The organism is Alphaproteobacteria bacterium GM7ARS4, assembly GCA_014332745.1.
In the GTDB taxonomy this organism is placed as follows: Bacteria; Pseudomonadota; Alphaproteobacteria; order GM7ARS4; family GM7ARS4; genus GM7ARS4.
Genome location: JACONL010000001.1, coordinates 502,471 through 516,867 on the forward strand (window position 1 = coordinate 502,471; position 14,397 = coordinate 516,867).

At 49.7% G+C, this 14,397-nt stretch carries 13 protein-coding genes and 1 tRNA gene; 10 read left to right on the forward strand and 4 right to left on the reverse strand.

Going from position 1 to position 14,397, the window contains the following annotated elements; all coding sequences use genetic code 11:
- Window positions 1-13 precede the first annotated feature (13 nt).
- The 3 genes from GDA54_02475 to GDA54_02485 are packed head-to-tail and all read right to left on the reverse strand — an operon-like array spanning window position 14 to window position 2,805.
- Window positions 14-2,239 (reverse strand): ATP-binding cassette domain-containing protein, encoded by a 2,226-nt coding sequence (locus GDA54_02475; protein ID MBC6497173.1) that lies wholly within the window; start codon window positions 2,237-2,239, stop codon window positions 14-16.
- Window positions 2,226-2,651 (reverse strand): CBS domain-containing protein, encoded by a 426-nt coding sequence (locus GDA54_02480; protein MBC6497174.1) that lies wholly within the window; start codon window positions 2,649-2,651, stop codon window positions 2,226-2,228. Before GDA54_02480 ends, GDA54_02475 begins: the two co-directional genes overlap by 14 nt.
- Window positions 2,641-2,805, reverse strand: coding sequence for a hypothetical protein (locus tag GDA54_02485; protein MBC6497175.1), 165 nt, complete (start codon window positions 2,803-2,805; stop codon window positions 2,641-2,643). Before GDA54_02485 ends, GDA54_02480 begins: the two co-directional genes overlap by 11 nt.
- Window positions 2,806-2,893: 88 nt before the next feature.
- On the opposite strand from GDA54_02485, the gene GDA54_02490 reads away from it, so the two are divergent.
- The 9 genes from GDA54_02490 to GDA54_02530 all read left to right on the forward strand — a co-directional run bounded on the left by GDA54_02490 (window position 2,894) and on the right by GDA54_02530 (window position 12,097).
- Window positions 2,894-3,808, forward strand: coding sequence for an aspartate carbamoyltransferase catalytic subunit (locus GDA54_02490; protein MBC6497176.1), 915 nt, complete (start codon window positions 2,894-2,896; stop codon window positions 3,806-3,808).
- A gap of 44 nt (window positions 3,809-3,852) precedes the next feature.
- Window positions 3,853-5,175: a dihydroorotase gene (pyrC, locus tag GDA54_02495; protein MBC6497177.1), complete on the forward strand. Its 1,323-nt coding sequence runs from the start codon at window positions 3,853-3,855 to the stop codon at window positions 5,173-5,175.
- A gap of 33 nt (window positions 5,176-5,208) precedes the next feature.
- Window positions 5,209-5,838 carry a glycerol-3-phosphate 1-O-acyltransferase PlsY gene (gene plsY, locus GDA54_02500; protein ID MBC6497178.1) on the forward strand — a complete coding sequence of 210 codons (630 nt, stop codon included), beginning with the start codon at window positions 5,209-5,211 and terminating at the stop codon, window positions 5,836-5,838.
- Window positions 5,839-5,851: 13 nt separating this feature from the next.
- A complete protein-coding gene (gene dprA / locus GDA54_02505) occupies window positions 5,852-6,994 on the forward strand; it encodes a DNA-protecting protein DprA (protein ID MBC6497179.1) in 1,143 nt (380 codons plus the stop codon).
- A gap of 62 nt (window positions 6,995-7,056) precedes the next feature.
- Window positions 7,057-9,720, forward strand: coding sequence for a type I DNA topoisomerase (gene topA, locus GDA54_02510; GenBank protein ID MBC6497180.1), 2,664 nt, complete (start codon window positions 7,057-7,059; stop codon window positions 9,718-9,720).
- A gap of 107 nt (window positions 9,721-9,827) precedes the next feature.
- A complete protein-coding gene (rpmG, locus tag GDA54_02515; protein MBC6497181.1) occupies window positions 9,828-9,995 on the forward strand; it encodes a 50S ribosomal protein L33 in 168 nt (55 codons plus the stop codon).
- Window positions 9,996-10,087: transfer RNA gene (locus GDA54_02520), tRNA-Ser, on the forward strand.
- 48 nt (window positions 10,088-10,135) lie between these two features.
- Window positions 10,136-11,113, forward strand: coding sequence for a hypothetical protein (locus GDA54_02525; GenBank protein MBC6497182.1), 978 nt, complete (start codon window positions 10,136-10,138; stop codon window positions 11,111-11,113).
- A gap of 12 nt (window positions 11,114-11,125) precedes the next feature.
- Entirely contained in the window at window positions 11,126-12,097 is a 972-nt protein-coding gene (locus GDA54_02530; protein ID MBC6497183.1) for a site-specific DNA-methyltransferase, read from the forward strand.
- On the opposite strand, the gene GDA54_02535 is transcribed toward GDA54_02530, so the two are convergent.
- On the reverse strand, window positions 12,057-13,178 hold the full coding sequence (locus GDA54_02535; GenBank protein MBC6497184.1) for a class I SAM-dependent methyltransferase: 1,122 nt from the start codon (window positions 13,176-13,178) through the stop codon (window positions 12,057-12,059). The two genes, GDA54_02530 and GDA54_02535, sit on opposite strands and share 41 nt — an antisense overlap.
- A gap of 86 nt (window positions 13,179-13,264) precedes the next feature.
- Between GDA54_02535 and GDA54_02540 the strand changes: the two genes are divergently transcribed.
- Window positions 13,265-14,224 carry a mechanosensitive ion channel gene (locus GDA54_02540; protein ID MBC6497185.1) on the forward strand — a complete coding sequence of 320 codons (960 nt, stop codon included), beginning with the start codon at window positions 13,265-13,267 and terminating at the stop codon, window positions 14,222-14,224.
- Window positions 14,225-14,397: the final 173 nt, after the last annotated feature.

The window sequence follows — 14,397 nt, forward strand, 5'->3', positions numbered from 1 at the left end:
GGCGGGAGGATGTTCACCCTCCTGACGACGCTGACGCTTTTTTGGGCGTATCGCCTTCTTTTGCTGTCTTTTTTCTTTGTGCTTTTATCTTTTGTTTTTTTGCATGGCGGGGGTGCAATGTTGTGATGTCGGCAGATGTCTTTTTTGTTGACGGCGCTGTTTCTTTATTCTTCTCACTCTTCTTCTTCTTTTTGGTGGGTTTTTTTGTTTCTTCCTGTTGCTGTTTGGTCTTATCCGTATCATCCTCCTGTGTGTCGTTGTCTTGCATATCGACAAAGATACTTCCCGATTGTTTTTCGAGCATTTGTTTGTAGAGGCTTGATGTTTTTCTACATAATTGGCTATGGGTTCCGTGTTCTGCCACTTGTCCGTTGAGGATGACGTAGATTTTGTCGGCGTCGCGTATGGTAGAGAGGCGGTGGGCGATGACGAGGGTTGTCCTATCCTTACGTAGTTCTTTGAGACTGCTTTGGATGAGGCTTTCTGATTCGGAGTCGAGGGATGATGTTGCTTCATCGAGAAGGAGGATGGGCGCATTTTTTATGATGGCGCGAGCGATGGAGATGCGTTGCCTTTGTCCTCCTGAGAGGCTCACGCCATTTTCGCCGATGGGTGTATCATAGCCCTTGGGGAGTGCCATGATGAAGTCATGGGCGGCGGCGCGTTTGGCGGCGTCGACGATGGCGGTTTTTGTGGTGCGTCCTGTCGCCCCTAATTTGATATTTTCGGCAATGGTATCATTCATGAGGAAAATATCTTGACTGACGAGGGCAATATGGGCGCGTAGCGACCGAATGGTGAGCATGCGTATGTCGCTACCGTTGATTTCTATAGCGCCCTTGTGGACATCATAAAAGCGCGGGATAAGATTGAAGATGGTGGATTTGCCGCCTCCTGATGGGCCAACGAGCGCCGTCGTTTTCCCTGCCTCTACAGAGATATTGAGCTCGTCGAGGGCAAAGGTTTTTTTCTCGTCTTCTTCTTTCTCCTTTGTTTTCTTCTTTTTCGCCTTGCCGCCATAAGAGAAGCCAACATCTTTGAAATCAATATGGTAATGCGGGGCGGGGACGAGGGCTTTTGCCTTAGGATGATTGACGATATTGGGCGCATTGTCAATGGTGTCAAAGACACCTTCGGCAGAGGTAAGACATGCGCCAATTTTTGCCTTGACGGTCGTGATATTTTTGAGAGGGCGGTAGATAATGAAGGCAGATGTCACGAAGACAAAGAAAGAGCCGGGGCTCATTTCACCATCGAGCACCCTTGACCCGCCATAGGCTAAGGCAGAGCCAATGGCGATGCCTGCCAGCATGTCCACCATCGGTCTTCTGAGGGCTTCCACTTGCACTTGCTTGGTTTCGATGTTGGCATTATCGCTGAAGAACGCCTTCGCCTTATTGCTTTCCACGCGTTCCATTTGGAACGCCTTGATTTGTCGTATGCCCTGAAACGCTTGGCTCAGGAAGGAATTGATATTGCCCGCCACTTTATGCTTTTCCCGCGTGACATCGCCAGCGAGGTCTTTGCTCTTGTATGTCATGACGATGAGGCCAAGGGAGAAGACGACAACGATGACAAGGAACATGCGCCAATCTTGCATGATCATGAGCGCCATCAAGGCCAACAAGAGCATGCAATCTTTGCATAGAATGACAAGAGTCGTAATGAAGCCGCCGGCAACACTTTGGGCGACAGATGTGAATTTGGAGACAAGTTTTCCGCTTTCATTCTCGTGGAAGTAGGAGAGGTCGCATCGAAGGAGATGTCCGAAGATATCGAGGCGAATTTGCGATGATGCCAGCGCCATGACGCGATTCATGATGATAGAGCCAAGATATTCGGCAATACCACGTATGGCAAAAATGACAAAAATCATGATAGGAATGTATGTGAGTGTCTGGCGACTTCTCTCGATGAAGATGCTATCTAGGATAGGTTTCATAAGCCATGCCTTTGATGTCGTGGCGATGGCGACAATGGCCATGAAAAAAATGGCAACGGTGAGGGAAGGCCAATGTCGAGCAAAATACGTCCCGAAGAGGCGTTTCATGGTCGACTTATCTTTCTTAATCTTTTCTTTTTTTGTTTTTTCCTTCTGTGTTGATGCGACGCCCACATCGTGTGTGAAGATGCTTTTCAGGAGTCCCCACCAATCGGACAAGGTTGCCCCTATCCTCGCCATGATGCCTATTTTCTTTTGTGTTGTGGTGCTTCCTGCTGTAACGCTACGCCCCGCCATAATTTTCCCCTCGAATGAATTGGTCTCTTTGCTCGAGGTCTTCCTCGAATTGCTCTAGGCACACTTTAAAAATATCCCGTATGGAGACAAGCCCCAGAACGACGCCGTTTTCTGTGACGGGGAGATGGCGGTATGATTGTTCAGAGAAAATTTTGAGGGCATGGATGGCGGTATCGTCTTTATTGATGACGTGGGGATTTGGCGTCATGACCTCTCGCACGAGGATTTTTTTTGCATCTTTGCCTGCTGCGACAATCTTATGGAGAATATCTCGTTCGCTGATAATGCCTGTGAGGTTCTTTTGCCCATCGAAGACAATGAGTGCGCCCACATTATGCTCTTCTGAGCTGTCGGACGGGACGGAATGGATGACGGGTTGATTAATGACATCGGGGATGATTTTACGTTGCATGGCGGTTTTGTGCTGTCTTAATCTCTCTTCCCCCGTCTCCTCTTTTTTCTTCCCTCCGTTTCCCTTCCCCTCTTTTTCCTGTCCTTCCTCCCCCGTCCCCTTGAGCGCCCTTGCCTATGGCATGAGTGTCAGGATGCTCTTTGCCTCTGGTCATGTTTCTTTGGCACAGGGTTACACCGAGACGAGGATTCTTGTATTATAGTCTATTGTGGGGAAAAGGCAACAGATTATTTGGTGGAGAGATGAACGCCAAGCGCCATATTCTCAGCATGGAGGGCATGCCTCGTGACGATATAGATGTGCTTTTAAATAAGGCGGAGCGTTTTTTAGAAGATTGGAAGGGAGGGGCGATGCCATCGAAGCCTCTTGCTGGGCGAAGGGTGACGAATTTATTTTTTGAGAATTCGACACGCACCCGCACCTCTTTTGAGTTAGCGGGGAAGCATTTAGGGGCGACAGTCATCAACATGTCGGTGTCAGCCAGTTCCATTAAGAAGGGCGAGACATTATTGGATACGGCGGCGACTCTCAATGCGATGGGCACTGATATTTTGGTGGTGCGTCATCCATGTTCTGGCGCCGTAGAATTATTGTCTCGTCAGATGTGTTGTTGCGTCATCAATGCTGGTGATGGGATGCATGAGCATCCCACGCAAGGGTTGGTTGATGCGTTGGCGATTCGTCGGCGCAAGGGCAAGATAGAGGGTTTAAAGATTGTTATCTGTGGCGATGTGAAGCATTCTCGTGTTGCGCGTTCGAACATTCATGTCTTGTCGGCATTGCATGGGTCGGTGCATATTATGGCGCCTCCGACTCTTGTGCCGTTTGGCATAGAGGATTTAGGTGTGTGTGTGCATGGGCAGATAGGGGATGCGTTGCGGGATGCCGATGTTATTATGATGTTGCGTGTGCAGAGGGAGCGTGTGCAGGGTTCTTTTGTTCCTAGTGTTCGAGAGTATTATCATTTTTTTGGGATTGATAAGGAGAAGATGAAGGGCGCGTCTCCTGATGCGGTGCTCATGCATCCTGGTCCTGTGAATCGCGGGGTTGAGATCGATAGCGCGTTAGCCGATGATATTGACAGGAGTCTCATAGCGCAACAAGTGGAGGTTGGTGTGGCGGTGCGTATGGCGTGTTTGCAATGGGTGCTTGAGTGATGATGGCGACGATGCGCAAGATAGAGCAGTTGGGTGTCCAATCGATGCAACGGAATTTTCCGTTGTTGGCGCTCGTTGGCGGTCGCCTGTTGGACCCAGCGACGGGCTATGACGAAGAGGGTATCCTTCTTATCAAGGAGGGGAGAATAGAGGCGTGGGGCGATGGTGTTTCTCTTCCCGAGTCATCTGATATATTGTCCATTGATTGTCGGGGTTTGTGTCTTTCGCCGGGTTTAGTGGATATGCGCGCCTGTATTTGTGAGCCTTTTGACGAGCATAGAGAGACGATAGCGTCCTGTGCCCATGCGGCTGTTGCTGGCGGGATTACGACGGTTCTGTGTATGGGGAGCGGTTCTTTTGGCATAGAGAGTGTCGAATTGGTGGGTTTTGTGCAAAGGCGTGTGCGCGCGGCGAAGGCGGCAAAGATGTATCCTTGTGCCACGTTGACGCGCCATGCGCATGGCGAGGACATTAACAATATCGGTCTTCTTATGGAGGAGGGCGCTTTAGCCTTTTGCGATGGTTGGCGCTATGTGCGCGACAGCCATATCATGCGTCAAGCCTTATGCTATGGGCGTTATTTTGATGCGCTCATTATGCATCACACGCAAGATGTGTCTTTGAGCAGGGGGGGCGTGATGAACGAAGGGGCTCTTGCCACCCGTCTCGGTTTAGAGGGCATCACGCCTCTTGCCGAGACGATAGGACTAGTGCGTGATATTGTGTTGTTGCATGGGGAGGCGGCGCGCTACCATGCGAATCACATCACGACGGCGCGTTCGGTTGATATTGTCAGTGAGGCGAAAGCTCAGGGGCTTGACATCACATGCGACACGTCGCCTCCGTATTTTATGCTGAATGAGCAGGCGGTTGCTGATTATCGCACGTATGCGCGTTTAGACCCGCCTTTACGGGCGGAGACGGACCGCATGGCGATGATTGAGGGGCTTAAGCGTGGCGTCATTGACATTATTGTGTCTGACCATATTCCCCATGACCGAGAGAGCAAGCGTGTGCCGTTTGAGCAAGCTGAGGCGGGGGCTGTGGGCTTGGAGACGATGTTATCCCTTGTGTTGCATTTGGTGCATCATGGGGCTATGCCGTTATTGGATGCCTTGAAAAAGGTGACGTGGGCGCCAGCTCAGCGTTTAGGCCTTGAGGCGGGCGCGTTCAAAGAGGGTGGTGCTGCCGACATCACCATTTTTGACATGAATCGGTCGTGGCGTGTGCATGCGGATGCCTTTGTCAGCAAGTCCCATAACACGCCTTTTGACGGCATGGTCTTGCAAGGGCGCGCCGTTATGACCATTGTGGATGGGCGTATTGTTTATACGTTGCATGGGGATGGCTGTCGCCATTCCCATTGAGGAACGAGGTGTGTGATGGGCGATGACATATGGATGGTGATACGTGGGGGCTTGGTTGTTTTCACGGCCTATTGTATTGGGAGTATCACGTTTGGTTTGGTGATCAGCAAACTATGGAAGAGTCGCGACCCACGCCTTGAAGGCTCTGGTAACGTTGGTGCGACCAATGTGTATCGTGTGCTTGGCAAGGCTGGTGGGATGTTGACGCTTTTGAGTGATGGCGGCAAAGGTTTTCTTGTCGTTTATGGCGGGGGGTGGTATGGCATGTCCAGTGGTTTATTTCCCTCGTCCCATGGGCATGTGTTAGAGGCGCTTGTGCTCATAGCGGTGATTTTGGGTCATATTTTTCCCATATGGTTTCGCTGGAAGGGCGGTAAAGGCGTCGCGACGAGCGCGGGCGCGTGCCTTGCCTTGTCTGTCCCTCTGGCGTTGTTATGTGCTGGCATATGGCTTTTTGTGTTTCTTGCGTTTCGTTATGTCTCTTTGGCGTCTCTTGTGGCGGGTTTATGTGCGCCTGTGAGCGCGTTATTTTTTCTCGAGGAGCGTCTCTATGCCTATGCCCTTTTCTTTTTATTGTTGTTGGTCATTTTTACCCATCGCCAGAATATCAGGCGTTTATGGCGGGGAGAGGAGGCATCTTTTCGCGGTGGTGGCGTGTTGTGATGGGGCGGTATAGATGATGGGGCGTTCTTCTGACATGCAAGAAGAGCGTTTGGCGTGGCTTCATCTTGCGCGTGCGGTAGGGGTTGGTCCTGTGCGTCATCGCCGTTTGGTTGAGCAATTTGGGAGTGCTCGACAGGCTCTTGTGGCGTTGCGGGAGGCGACAAAGCGTCGTGAGACGCTGATTCATGGGAAGATTGTCATTCCAGCGCGGCGTGAGATAGAGGAAGAATGGTTTCGTGTCCATGATATGGGCGGGTCGATTCTTACCCTCCTTGATGATGCCTATCCTCCCCAATTGGCGCTCATCAATCAAGCGCCTCTTGTTCTGACGGTTCTTGGGCGTAAGGAATTGTTGCAAAGACAGATGGTGGGGGTTGTTGGGTCTCGCCATCCTTCCCTCAATTCGTCTATGTTTATCGAGAAATTGGCAAGGGCGTTAGCAGAGCATGGCTTTGTCGTTGTGTCGGGGATGGCGCATGGGATTGACTCGGCTGCCCATAAGGGGGCGTTATCGGGAGGCACGGTGGCTGTGTTGGCGTGTGGTGTTGATGTCGTCTATCCTCCAGAGAATGAACGTCTCTATCGGCAGCTGAGCGATGTGGGGGCGTTGCTCAGCGAAGAGGCGTTGGGAGCGCCTCCTCATGCGAAGCTCTTTCCTAAGCGCAATCGTATCATCGCCGGCTTATCTTTGGGTCTTGTCGTGATGGATGCGAAGGCGCGGTCTGGCTCTTTGATTACGGCAGATTATGCCTTATCGTATCATCGTGAGATTTTTGCTGTGCCTGGCTCTCCTCAGGACCCTCGTAGTTATGGCGCGAATTTTCTTATTCAGCAAGGCGCTGTCCTCGTCTCGACAGTGGACGACATTTTACGTCATATCACGGCGCGCCAAGAGCGCATGGAGCAGTCGAAAGATGTGCGTTTTCTTCACCAAGAGTGTGACCATCCTGTTGCGACTCCCCTTCCTAGCGGTAAGGCGCTTGTGGATATGCGGCGTTCCATCTTATCTTTGCTGGATGCTGTGCCTTTGGCTATGGATATTGTCATAGAAAAAAGCGCTTGTCCTCCTTCCCATGTTGCCTATATTTTGCTCGAATTGGATTTAGAGGGTCGTTTAGAGTATCATCAGGGGAACAAGGTGAGTCTTGTGATGTGACGTGATGTGACGGGGGATGGGCGGTGTGAGGAGTCGTTGGATGATTCGTGATAGGCGGGAAGATGATGGATGTCGTGATTGTTGAGTCGCCAGCGAAAGCGAAGACAATTCATAAATATCTAGGGGGGCATTATAGGATTTTGGCGAGTTTCGGGCATGTGCGCGATCTTCCTGTGAAGGAGGGCTCTGTGCGTCCAGACGAGGACTTTCACATGGTGTGGGAGGTCATGGCGAAGGCGCGCAAGACTCTCAAGGACATCACGTCATCTTTGCGTCATGCGCGTCATGTCTATTTGGCGACAGACCCTGATAGGGAGGGCGAGGCGATTTCGTGGCACATTGTTGAGTTTCTCGCCAAAGAGGGTGTTTTAGGCTCACTCAGTGTGCGGCGCGTTGTATTCCATGAGATCACGAAAGAGGCGGTTGTGCAGGCGTTTTCCTCTTCTCGCGCCATCGACATGCGCTTGGTGGAGGCGTATCTGGCGCGTCGGGCGTTAGATTATCTTGTGGGGTTCACCTTGTCGCCTGTTTTGTGGCGTAAACTTCCGGGCAGTCGGTCGGCGGGTCGCGTGCAATCGGTGGCGTTGCGTATGGTGTGCGATAGGGAGAACGAGATAGGCTTATTTCGTCCTCGGGAGTATTGGCAGCTTCACGGCCATTTTTTTGATGAACGCGACAAGGCCAGAGCGGAGGGCGATGCCTATCCTATCCGTGCGAAACTTGTGTCCTATGGCGGCAAGGCTCTTGGTCAGTTTGACCTTGATAAGGAGAAGGCAGAACATATCAAGGAGGCCTTATCGGCATGTCACTGGCATGTGGCGGAGATTGTCGCACGTCAGGAGAAGCGCAAGCCCTATCCGCCTTTTATCACATCGACATTACAGCAAGCGGCGTCTCGTCTTTTAGGCTTTTCGGCCAAGCAGACCATGACGATCGCGCAGAAGCTCTATGACGGCAGTGCGTTGCGTTCTGAGGAGGGGGGATTGATTACCTATATGCGCACCGATTCGACCGCATTATCTCGTGTGGCGATAGAGACCATACGCGACCTTATCGTCAAGGACTATGGGAAGGCGTATCTTCCCTCCTCGCCCATTGTCTATAAGGGGAAGGCGAAGAATGCCCAAGAGGCTCACGAGGCGATACGTCCCACCGATTGTCGCGTGATGCCTTCTGCTGTGCGTTCACGTCTCGATAGTGATTGTTATCGCCTTTACGAGTTGATATGGCGGCGTGCGATGGCGAGCCAGATGGAGAGCGCCCGTATGGAGCGCGTCCGTGTGGATATTGTCAATGGCGAAGGTGGTGAGGAGTCGTCAGCTGTCATGCGCGCCAACGGCTCGTCGATTCTTTTCGATGGTTTTTTGCGTCTGTATCAAGAGGATAAAGAGCGTGAAGACGGCAAGGCTGATGATAAGAAGGAAGGGCGTCTTCCTCCCTTGCGTCAAGGCATGGCTTTAGCGCTTGCGTCGATGGAGGCGAGTCAGCATTTCACCAAGCCTCCCCCCCGTTTCACCGAAGCGAGTCTCGTGAAAACATTGGAGGAAGAGGGGATAGGGCGTCCTTCCACCTATGCCTCTATTATCAGTGTTTTACGGGACAGGGAATATGTGGCGATAGAGTCCAGACGTTTCACGGCGACGGTGCGCGGGCGGGTTGTGAGCGCGTTCCTCGATAATTTTTTCCATCGCTATATCCAAAATGATTTCACGTCCCAATTGGAAGACCAGTTGGATGCAGTCTCGCGGGGAGAGAAGGGGTGGAAAGACCTCTTGCGTGACTTTTGGTGCGATTTTGTGAAGAGCATTGACAAGACGAAAGACATGCCGACCCGTGAGGTTATCGATGTTCTCAATGACGTCTTAAAGTCTTTTTTGTTTGGCGAGGACGAGGCACAGCGTGTTTGCCCTCAATGTAAGGATGGCACATTGGGGATTAAACTCAGCCGTTATGGCCCCTTCATTGGCTGTTCTCTTTATCCTAAATGTGTTTATACGCGCGCCTTCGAGGCCTACAACGCCCATGATGACACGTCTGATGGCGCTGATGGTAAGAAGATTCTCTCACCCCATGAAGTGCTGGGCGTTGACCCTGTGACGAAGGGCGATGTGAGTTTACGTAGGGGGCCTTATGGGTTTTATATCCAATTGGAGCGCCCAACGGATGGCACAAGCGAGGGTAAACCCTCTTCCTCTAAAAAGCCGAAACGGGTTTCTTTGAACAATTTACCGGCCTATCCCCCTGAGACGATGACGTTGGAGACGGCATTGCGTCTATTGGCTTTGCCTCGTGTCATAGGGGAACATCCGCAGAAGAAAGGGGATATGGTTGTCAGCAACGGTCCTTATGGTCCGTATATTTACCATGATGGTCTCTATGCTTCCTTACGCCCTGAGGATGATATTTTAGAGGTAGGGATGAATCGCGCTGTCGTTTTATTGGCGGAGGCAGAAGAGAAACGCAAAGCGCGTATTATCAGGGAGATAGGGACAGATCCCCATGAGGGAGGGGTCGTGCGCATCGAGAAGAGTCGCTTTGGTCCTTGCATTGTTCATGGCAAACAGCGCGCCTATTTAGGCAAAGGGATTGATACGCAGACGATGGATGCGTATACGTTGGAGGACGCTTTGGCCCTTTTGGCAGAAAACGTCAAAAAGACGCGCGCAAAGACAAAGACAAAAACGACAACAAGGAAGAGGGCGACAGGCAAGAAGGCGGGGATGTGACCCTCATGAGCATACCCCGTGCGTGGCGGGTGACATGTTTCGTAACGTCTTGACAGAAACGGGATATGTGGCATAGTGAGGCGGGGTGTCTATGAGGTGCGTGTGTCATGGCAAAATCAGCGAAGATTAAGATACGATTGGTGAGCAGTGAGAAGACGGGGACATTTTATGTGACGACCAAGAATCCTCGTCAGACGCCAGAGAAGTTGTCGTTAAAGAAATATGACCCTGTGGTGAGGCGTCATGTTGTCTTTAAGGAGGCGAAGATAAAATAGGGAGAGGTGGCCGAGTGGTTGAAGGCGACGGTTTGCTAAACCGTTATACGGTTTAACCCGTATCGAGGGTTCGAATCCCTTCCTCTCCGCCAGTGGTGCTTGAAGTGCTCGGTGTCTCCTTCTGGTCAGTGGGTATACGTATGAGCGAACTGGGTCAGGATGTTAAGTTTAAAACGGTTATCGAAAAGAACACGTTCTATTTCCATAACAGATGTTTTGAAGAGAGATATGAAGCCGACTTGCACTCTTTGAAAGAGATTTTGTTAACGTTACGGAACGAAGTAGATACACATGGCTTGAACAAGGAGTTTTGCGAAAAGCTCTTGCTCGAAAAGGAGCATGGTTTAAGGGCATTACTTGCACTCACTGGCCTGTCGAATGAAACGCTGAAACGTCTGATAACGTTAATTCGTATCAAGGACGACAAAGAATTAAATGTCTTGGTCGAAAAGCATAAGTGGTGCCGAAAAGAATCTGTGGAAAATCTGACGGAATGGACGGACTCGCAAATTCTTAAATTAATCAGAGAAAACAAGTATTTTAGAAAGGGGGTTGTTAGCATTCTCTTTGAGGGAGGCACTGTCCCGTTTTTGGCACAGACTATTCCTCTCTTTGAATTAAGAAAATTAAGTAGCTCAAAGTTAAGATTTGAAATTCCCGAAATGATAGATACGCTCATAAGGTATAAAGAAAAGGGAAGTTATTCTGGTAAGAAAGATAATAATGCAGAGGTGCTTATAGAGGCCGTGCTTAACAAGCTCAACGTTACTTTTGAGACGGGCGACCTCAGTGACCTTGTGAGTCATGCCCATGCAACGAAAAGAACCATGGACTTCATTATTCCAAACAAGAGCAATCCTCGTGTCATTGTGGAGAGTTCTTTTTTAACGACAACGTCATCAGGGCAAGGTGATAAATCGAAAACAGAAATTACGATTGGCTCTCTTATTAAACAACATTATCCAGAATCCCGATTCATTGGTTTTATTGACGGAGTAGGCTGGTATGTCAGGAAGGGGGATTTGCGAAGAATGGTGTCTGCTTATGAGGATGTCTTTACTTTTCGTGAGGACGAATTAAAAAGATTTGAGGAGTTTTTGGTTCAGTTTATTTCTTGATGGGTAGATGTCATGTTGGAACATTACATGAATAAAATCGTTCAGGGTGATTGTCTTGAGTTGCTAGAAAGGATACCCAATGACTCCGTAGATGTGACCTTTGCCGACCCTCCTTTTAATCTTGGGAAGCAATATAATGGGTACAAAGACAGCTTGGCACTTGAGACGTATATCGATTGGTGCTCAGAATGGATAAAAGCCATGGTGAGGGTAACGAAACCTAGCGGCTCCGTCCTCATACATAACATACCAAGATGGCTAACCTTCTATGCTGGCGTATTAAATGAAACGGCTCATTTCAGACATTGGATTGTGTGGGACGCTCCCACGTCTCCTATGGGTAAAAGTTTGCAACCCAATCATTACGGCGTTCTGTTCTATACAAAATCAGACAAAAAGGCAAAAATATACGAACTGAGAATGCCTCATGAGCGTGAAAGGAAGAGCACTTTCTTAAGAAAAGACTATGGGGGTAAAAAAGCAGGACTGCACCCTTTTGGGCCTCTCATTTCAGATGTTTGGTCTGATATACATAGGATAAAGCATTCCAAGTCTCGACATAAGCACCCTTGCCAACTCCCCGTTCATCTGTTAGAGAGGATGATTTTGTTGACAACGGATGAAGGCGATGTCGTCCTCGATCCATTTGTTGGCACGGGGACATCAGCTGTGGCAGCAAAAAAATTGAACAGGAGATACATAGGTTTTGAATTGGACGAGGACTATGCGAGAATTGCACGTTGCAACATAGATAGCGTTTATCCTAACTCGAGAGTCAATGATATATGGGTTAGTTTCTATCTAGGGGCCATAAAAACAATAAGGGATAAGGATTGGGCTTCATTGTCACAGAGTTTTGACATTCCTCGAGATATGAGAGAGATTGATTTTAAAAAAATAGAGCTCAAGAAGTCACAAGCACCTATGACGTCTTGTGGCAGCGTCATATGCCCACAGGCGCCGTCGCAAGGCTTCTTTGTGTGAAGAGGGCGCGCCCATCACACACAAAACCAAGCTGACGCCAGTCCACTTTATTCAACGCGTCCGCCGCTTTGCTTACATCAAAGTCCAGCTTAGGAAACAAGGCCATGACAGACCCATCATAGGCCTCAATATCTGAGACAAAGAACGGCTTGCTGTGGCGCGTTTTGCCATTGACATAAATGCGTTCGCCTTTTCTGTGGTGATAATTCCGTCCCCACATCCACCAATTCGAGTCATTGAATGTCTTGATTTTCCGACGTATCAGCCTGTCCTTATGGGGTTTCAGGCAAGGATGGCACGTGTTGTAAATCATGGGTCTTGTCTCGCCAGAGGTTGCTGTTCTGGAGCATACCATGGTGGTTGTGCCATAACGCTCGTTCTCAAAGACATCATCCGCTGCCGAGACAGCGCCGACCTTTATATCAAAGAAGTCTGAGAGTTGGGTGTATGGGCGGTCATCGCCGCACCATATTTGCCCGTTCCGACAATGAAAAGAACCCCCTGTTGTCATGTGGCGGTCGGTGCGTCCTTTCTCCCATCGCCATATGGCGCAATTAGGCGTTGCGTCCTCAAAGATATGGGCGTCGCCTAACTCGTCATAATGCGTCATTGACCCTTCCCGATACAGCATGTCATTCATCTGTCTTGCTGAGGTGCTCTTTAAGAAGTCTCTCGGTGTGATGAAGATCAGCTCACCGCCGTCAACGAGATGGTCAGCGCATTTCGCAATGAAAAACAGAAACAGGTTACTACGCTTATCAAACAGCGTCATGGGGAGCATCGCTTTTGTGTTGTTGGCGATATCCCTATAGCGCACATAAGGCGGGTTGCCGATAATGGTGTCAAACCTGTTATCGAGGGAATACGCAAAGAAATCCTCGAAGAGGAGGCGCTCATCTGACAGGCCTATGTCTTTGTCGATTTCAATACCCACGGCGCTTGCTTCCAAGCATGACAGGAATGCCCCCTTGCCCGCAGACGGCTCTAGCACCCTGTTGACATTTTGCCGTAGCGATAGCATCGTCTCAACAATGTCTGGCGGGGTAAAAAATTGTCCTAAGACATCTGTCTTATAGGCCATAATATCATGGGGGGTATCATGCTCAAAAAAGTCCATGTCCTATCTGTGCCAATGGCGTGTTTCTTTGTCAAATCTTTTGATGACATATGGCTTCCTTGATTTTTTTGCTTAAGCCACGGGCATGGGTCGCAAAAGTTTTGCTGACTCTCTTTCTTGTTGGCTTCTTGTCACTGGGGTTCTTGGACTATCTACAGCCCATTAAGGCGTTTCTAGAGTCCGACACTCTCTCCTTCAACATCGGTGACGCCCGTTTTTCTGTCTATCTCGTCATCAAGGCGGTGATCACGGTTGTCATGCTGTTTTGGCTCACAGGCATATTGTCTGGATTTGGCGAAAAGCGCATCAAAACCATTAAAGGCATCAAAGCCAATAACAAAGCGCTCATCACAAAGGCATTCCAGATTTTCGTATATTTCTTCGGGTTCATGATTGGACTCGATGTGCTCGGCATAGATGTGACGGCTTTGGCTATTTTTAGTGGCGCCGTTGGTATCGGCATTGGTTTTGGCCTACAGAAAATCACGTCTAACTTCATCAGCGGTTTGATCTTGCTCTTCGAGAAATCTATTGAACATGATGATTTGGTGGAGCTTGCTGACGGCATTCATGGCTTTGTTCGGCACACAGGGGCGCGCTATACGCTGTTAGAGACCTTTGAGGGGAAAGAGATCATGATTCCCAACGAGGATTTTATAACCAATCGCGTCACAAATTGGACATTCAGTGACACCATAGGGCGCTTGGACATCACGATTGGTGTCTCGTATGAGTCCGATATCGAAAAAGCCATGGCGTTGCTCTTAGAGGCGGCTAAGGAGCATCCGCGATGTCTTGATAGGCCAGCGCCTACGTGCTTTCTACAAGAGTTTGGTGAGAGCGCCGTTAATCTCCTCCTTTTTTTCTGGGTGGCCGATGTGACGGAGGGCAGATTAGAACCCAGAAGTGATGTGATGCTCAGCATTTGGAAGAAATTTAAAGACCATGACATCACCATCCCCTATCCCCAACGCGCTCTTCATGTAAAAAATGTGGAAGCGCTGAGATGAAAGAGCCTATGTTATGAGCCTCACGAGTCCCACGTGGAGTCGCAAGGGGAGTCGAACGTATGTTGAGCGCGCTACGTCACAACATAACCCTTGCTTTTCTTTGTTTTCAGGGCAATTATTTGGGCGACATATTAACGGGTGTAGAGGGAGAGAGGTGATTGGTGGCACAACAG